Source organism: Arthrobacter sp. Y3223164 (assembly GCF_059091005.1).
The window spans coordinates 1-5696 of record NZ_JBNHGF010000173.1 but is presented as its reverse complement, the minus strand read 5'-3'; the positions used below and the strand labels follow the sequence as shown (position 1 = coordinate 5696).

Genomic DNA, 5696 nt, shown 5'->3' with positions numbered 1-5696 from the left:
CCTTCCGGAAACGCGACGGCCGGCGCCCGCAGTGGGCGCCGGCCGTCGGACTGACCTAGCGGGCTGCTACGCCCTCGGTGTAGTCGTCGTCGGACTTGATCCAGGAGAACAGCTTGCGCAGTTCGCGGCCGGTGGCCTCGATCGGGTGGTCTTCGCCCTTCTGGCGCAGCTCCAGGAACTCCTTGGCGCCGTTGGCCTGGTCGTCCATGAACCGCTTGGCGAAGGAGCCGTTCTGGATGTCGGCCAGGACGGCCTTCATGTTCTCCTTCACCTCCGGGGTGATCACGCGCGGGCCGGAGACGTAGTCGCCGAACTCGGCGGTGTCGGAGACCGACCAGCGCTGCTTGGCGATGCCGCCTTCGACCATCAGGTCGACGATCAGCTTGAGCTCGTGCAGCACCTCGAAGTAGGCGATCTCCGGCTTGTAGCCGGCCTCGGTCAGGGTCTCGAAGCCGTACTGCACCAGCTGCGAGGCGCCGCCGCAGAGCACTGCCTGCTCGCCGAACAGGTCGGTCTCGGTCTCTTCGGTGAACGTGGTCTCGATGACGCCGGCGCGGGTGCCGCCGATGCCCTTGGCGTAGGAGAGCGCCAGGGCCTTGGCGCTGCCGGTGAAGTCCTGCTCGATGGCGATCAGGTCCGGGACACCGCGGCCGGCCTCGAACTCGCGGCGCACGATGTGGCCCGGGCCCTTCGGGGCGACCAGGGCGACGTCGACGTTGGCCGGCGGCTGGATGAAGCCGTAGCGGATGTTGAAGCCGTGGCCGAAGAACAGCGCGTTGCCCTCTTCGAGCTTGTCGGCGATGGACTCGGCGTAGACCTGCGCCTGGACCTGGTCCGGGGTCAGGATCATGATGACGTCGGCCTCGGCGGCAGCGTCGGCGACGGAGAGGACCTTCAGGCCCTCGGCCTCGGCCTTGGCGCGGGACTTGGATCCCTCGGCCAGGCCGACGCGGACGTCGACGCCGGAGTCGCGCAGGCTCAGGGCATGGGCATGGCCCTGGCTGCCGTAGCCAATGACAGCGACCTTGCGGCCCTGGATGATCGAAAGGTCGGCGTCGTCGTCGTAATACAGCTCAGTCACTTAGGTTTCTCCTGTTGGGATTGCGTGGAAAGGAATCAGGCGGAACGCAGCGCGCGGTCGCTCATGGAGCGGGAGCCGCGGCCAATGGCCAGCGTTCCGGATTGGACTATTTCGCGGATGCCAAACGGCTCCAGCACTGCAAGCAGGGCCTCGAGCTTATCGGCGGTGCCGGTGGCCTCCAGGACCAACGAGTCGGTGGACACGTCGACCACGGAGGCGCGGAACAAGTCTGCTGCCTGGGTTACCTGCAGCCGTGTTGCGGCATCCGCGCGGACCTTGACCAGGATGTGGTCGCGTTGCACGGAAGTTTCGGGAACCAGCTCGACAATCTTGATGACGTTGATGAGCTTGTTCAGTTGTTTGGTGACCTGCTCCAGCAGGTCGCCCTCGGCCTCGACCACCACGGTAATGCGGGAGAACCCGTCTGCTTCCGTGGGGCCGACGGCCAGAGAATGGATGTTGAACGCCCGGCGGGCGAAGAGGCTGGCGACGCGGGTCAGCACGCCCGGGACGTCCTCCACCAGCACTGAAAGGGTATGGCGGGACATTCCTAGTCCTCCTCTTCCCACTCGGGGGTCATGTCGCGGGCAATCTGGATCAGGTCGTTGCTCACGCCGGAGGGGACCATCGGCCACACCATGGCGTTGGGGCTGACCACGAAGTCGATCACCACGGGGCGGTCGTTGATCGCCAGCGCCTGCTGAATGATGGCGTCGATGTCCTCCGGACGTTCGCAGCGCAGGCCGACGCAGTCGTAGGCGTCGGCCATCTTCACGAAGTCCGGCACCCGCACGGTGTCGTGCCCGGTGTTCAGGTCGGTGTTGGAGTACCGGCCGTCGTAGAACAGGGTCTGCCACTGGCGGACCATGCCCAGCGAGGAGTTGTTGATCACCGCGACCTTGATGGGGATGTTGTTCAGCCGGCAGGTGGCCAGTTCCTGGTTGGTCATCTGGAAGCAGCCGTCGCCGTCGATGGCCCAGACCACGCGGTCCGGGTTGCCCACCTTGGCGCCCATGGCGGCCGGCACCGAGTAGCCCATGGTGCCCAGGCCGCCGGAGTTCAGCCAGGCGTGCGGGCGCTCGTACTTGATGAACTGCGCGCTCCACATCTGGTGCTGGCCCACCCCGGCGACGTAGACGCCTTCCGGCCCGGTCAGCTCGCCGATCCGCTGGATCACCTGCTGCGGGGCCATCAGGCCGTCGTCGGGCTCGGCGAAGCCCAGCGGGTAGGTCTCGCGCAGCCGCTCCAGCGTGGCCCACCAGGCGGAGAGGTCCGGGGTTCCCTCGGCGGCGAACCGCTCGCGGCAGGCCTCGGCCAGTTCCGGAATGATCTCCTTCACCGAACCGACGATCGGCACGTCGGCGGTGCGGTTCTTGGAGATTTCCGCCGGGTCGATGTCCGCGTGGATCACCTTGGCACCCGGGGCGAAGCTGCTCAGCACGCCGGTGACGCGGTCGTCGAAGCGGGCGCCGAGCGTGATCAGCAGGTCGGCCTGCTGCAGCGCAGTCACCGCCGAGACGGAGCCGTGCATGCCCGGCATCCCCACGTGCTGCGGGTGCGAGTCCGGGAACACGCCGCGGGCCATCAGCGTGGTGGCCACCGGGGCGCCCACCAGCTCGGCCAGCTCGCGCAGCTCCTGCGACGCGTGGGCCTTGATCACGCCGCCGCCCACGTAGAAGGCCGGGCGCTCCGCCGCGGCGATCAGCTTGGCGGCCTCGCGGACCTGCTTGGAGTGCCCGCGGACCACGGTGCGGTAGCCGGGGATGTCGATCTTCGGCGGCCACGAAAAGCTCATCGTGGACTGCTGGGCGTCCTTGGTGATGTCCACCAGCACCGGGCCGGGGCGGCCGGTGGTGGCGATATGGAACGCCTCGGCCAGGGCGCGGGGAATGTCCTGCGCCTTGGTGACCAGGTAGGAGTGCTTGGTGATCGGCATGGTGATGCCGACGATGTCCGCTTCCTGGAACGCGTCCGAGCCGATCACGGCCGAGGAGACCTGCCCGGTGATCGCCACCATCGGCACCGAGTCCATGTGCGCGTCGGCAATGGCGGTGACCAGGTTGGTGGCCCCCGGGCCGGAGGTGACAATGCAGACACCGGGGCGGCCGGTGACCATGGCATAACCCTGTGCGGCGTGGCCTGCACCCTGTTCATGACGGACCAAGACGTGGTTGATCTTGGCCGAATCCATGAGCGGGTCGTAGGTGGGGAGGATGGCCCCGCCCGGCAACCCGAAGACGTCATCGACGCCCAGTTCTTCCAGCGAACGGACAACGGCTTGTGAGCCGGTCATTTCCGTGGGCGGCACGATGTTGTTCGGCCCGACTACCGGGCTGAGGCCGTCCACGACGGAAGAGACAGAGGTAGCTACATCTTTGGTTTTGACAGCGTCGGGCGAGGCCGGCGCCTTATTGGCCATCAGCGAGGGGCTGATTGGCGATCCCTTAGTCATCGGATTTCCTTTGCGGATCTTGATGTTCTCTGATGTGCTTGCCGTCCTCCGCGAGCGGGGAACGGCCCTGTTCTCTTCTGCAAATAAAAAAACCCCGTCGAGCCGGTTGGCTCCGATGGGGTTTCGCGCGTGACGTGGTCGTGCCAGACGGGCGTTTACGCCACGCGCTTGGTAAGGACGACCACGGATACGCTTTGCATGGCTTCAGTCTCGTGCCACGCGGATATCAGTGTCAACCTGAGACGTCGCCGTCTCATTATTTGGGCACCTGAGTCCAAATAATGGACTCCCGGCGCCCGGGAGGGTCACGACGGCGGGCGCCCACCTCGCGGAGGGGAGGCGCCCGCCGTCGTGATTCAGCTGCAGTACGCGCCGGTGGAGGCGGAGTTCACGAGCTTGACGTACTTGGCCAGCACGCCGGTGGTGAACTTCGGCGCCAGCGGTTCCCAGCCCACCCGGCGCGCTTCCAGTTCGGCCTCGTCGACCAGCAGGTCGAAGCTGCGGGCGGCGATGTCCACGCGGATCAGATCGCCGTCGCGCACGAACGCGATGGGGCCGCCGTCGACGGCTTCCGGCGCCACGTGCCCGATGCACAGGCCGGTGGTGCCGCCGGAGAACCGGCCGTCGGTGAGCAGCAGCACGTCCTTGCCGAGCCCGGCGCCCTTGATCGCGCCCGTGATGGCCAGCATCTCGCGCATGCCCGGGCCGCCCTTGGGGCCCTCGTAGCGGATGACCACCACGTCGCCGGCCTTGATCTGCCCGTTGTCCAGCGCGTCCAGGGCGCCCTGCTCGCGTTCGAACACGCGGGCGGTGCCTTGGAAGACGTCGGCGTCGAAGCCCGCGGACTTGACCACGGCGCCCTCGGGAGCCAGCGAACCGTGCAGGATGGTCACGCCGCCGGTCTTGTGGATGGGGTTGTCCAGAGCGCGCAGGATCTTGCCGTCCGGGTCCGGCGGGTTGATGGCCGCCAGGTTCTCGGCCACGGTCTTGCCGGTCACGGTCAGGCAGTCGCCGTGCAGCAGGCCCGCATCCAGCAGCGCCTTCATGACCACCGGGACGCCGCCGATCTTGTCCAGGTCGAACATCACGTGGCGGCCGAAGGGCTTCATGTCGGCCAGGTGCGGGACCTTGTCGCCGATCCGGTTGAAGTCGTCCAGCGTCAGGTCCACCTCCGCCTCACGGGCGATCGCCAGCAGGTGCAGCACGGCGTTGGTGGAGCCGCCGAAGGCCATGGTCACCGCGATGGCGTTCTCGAAGGCCTTCTTGGTCATGATGTCGCGGGCGCGGATGCCCTTGCGCAGCAGGTTCACCACGGCCTCGCCGGACTTGTGCGCGAAGTTGTCGCGGCGGCGGTCCGCCGAGGGCGGCGCGGCCGAGCCCGGCAGGGACATTCCCATGGCCTCGCCGATGGAGGCCATGGTGTTGGCCGTGTACATGCCGCCGCAGGCGCCTTCGCCCGGGCAGATGGCGCGTTCGATCGAGTCCAAGTCCTTGCGGCTCATCTTGCCGGCGGCGCAGGCCCCCACTGCTTCGAAGGCGTCGATCAGCGTGACTTCCTTCTCCGAACCGTCCTCCATCTTCGCGAAGCCCGGCATGATCGTGCCGGCGTAGAGGAACACCGAGGAGAGGTTCAGGCGGGCGGCGGCCATCAGCATGCCCGGCAGCGACTTGTCGCAGCCGGCCAGCAGCACGGAACCGTCGAGGCGCTCGGCCATCATGACCGTTTCCACCGAGTCGGCGATGACCTCGCGGGAGACCAGCGAGAAGTGCATGCCCTCGTGCCCCATGGAAATGCCGTCGGAGACGGAGATGGTGCCGAACTGCATCGGGAAACCGCCGCCGGCGTGGACGCCTTCCTTGGCGCCCTGGGCCAGCCGGTTCAGCGACAGGTTGCAGGGGGTGATTTCGTTCCAGGAGCTCGCGATGCCGATCTGCGGCTTGGCGAAGTCCTCGTCGCCCATCCCTACGGCTCGGAGCATGCCGCGCGCCGGAGCGGCGTGGATGCCATCGGTTACTACCCGGCTACGGGGCTTGATGTCTGGGGTTGCGTCCGCACTCATGGCATCGATTCTATGACCCGCGCCGCCATGGCAGGGCCATATTACGACGGCGGTGCCTCGGCTGCCCCGGCGCCCCCCGGCCCGGGCCGCCCGGATCCGGCCG

The 5696-nt window shown here is 67.5% G+C and carries 4 protein-coding genes; all 4 read right to left on the bottom strand.

Translation table 11 applies throughout. The annotated features are described in order from the left end of the window. Positions 1-55 precede the first annotated feature (55 nt). Positions 56-1081, bottom strand: coding sequence for a ketol-acid reductoisomerase (gene ilvC, locus AC5RUJ_RS09915; protein ID WP_494128147.1), 1026 nt, complete (start codon positions 1079-1081; stop codon positions 56-58). A gap of 35 nt (positions 1082-1116) precedes the next feature. Next, positions 1117-1629, bottom strand: coding sequence for an acetolactate synthase small subunit (ilvN, locus tag AC5RUJ_RS09910; RefSeq protein ID WP_493979937.1), 513 nt, complete (start codon positions 1627-1629; stop codon positions 1117-1119). 2 nt (positions 1630-1631) lie between these two features. After that, positions 1632-3533 carry an acetolactate synthase large subunit gene (locus AC5RUJ_RS09905; protein WP_494128148.1) on the bottom strand — a complete coding sequence of 634 codons (1902 nt, stop codon included), beginning with the start codon at positions 3531-3533 and terminating at the stop codon, positions 1632-1634. 356 nt (positions 3534-3889) lie between these two features. After that, entirely contained in the window at positions 3890-5593 is a 1704-nt protein-coding gene (gene ilvD, locus AC5RUJ_RS09900; RefSeq protein WP_494128149.1) for a dihydroxy-acid dehydratase, read from the bottom strand. Between the last annotated feature and the right edge of the window lie 103 nt (positions 5594-5696).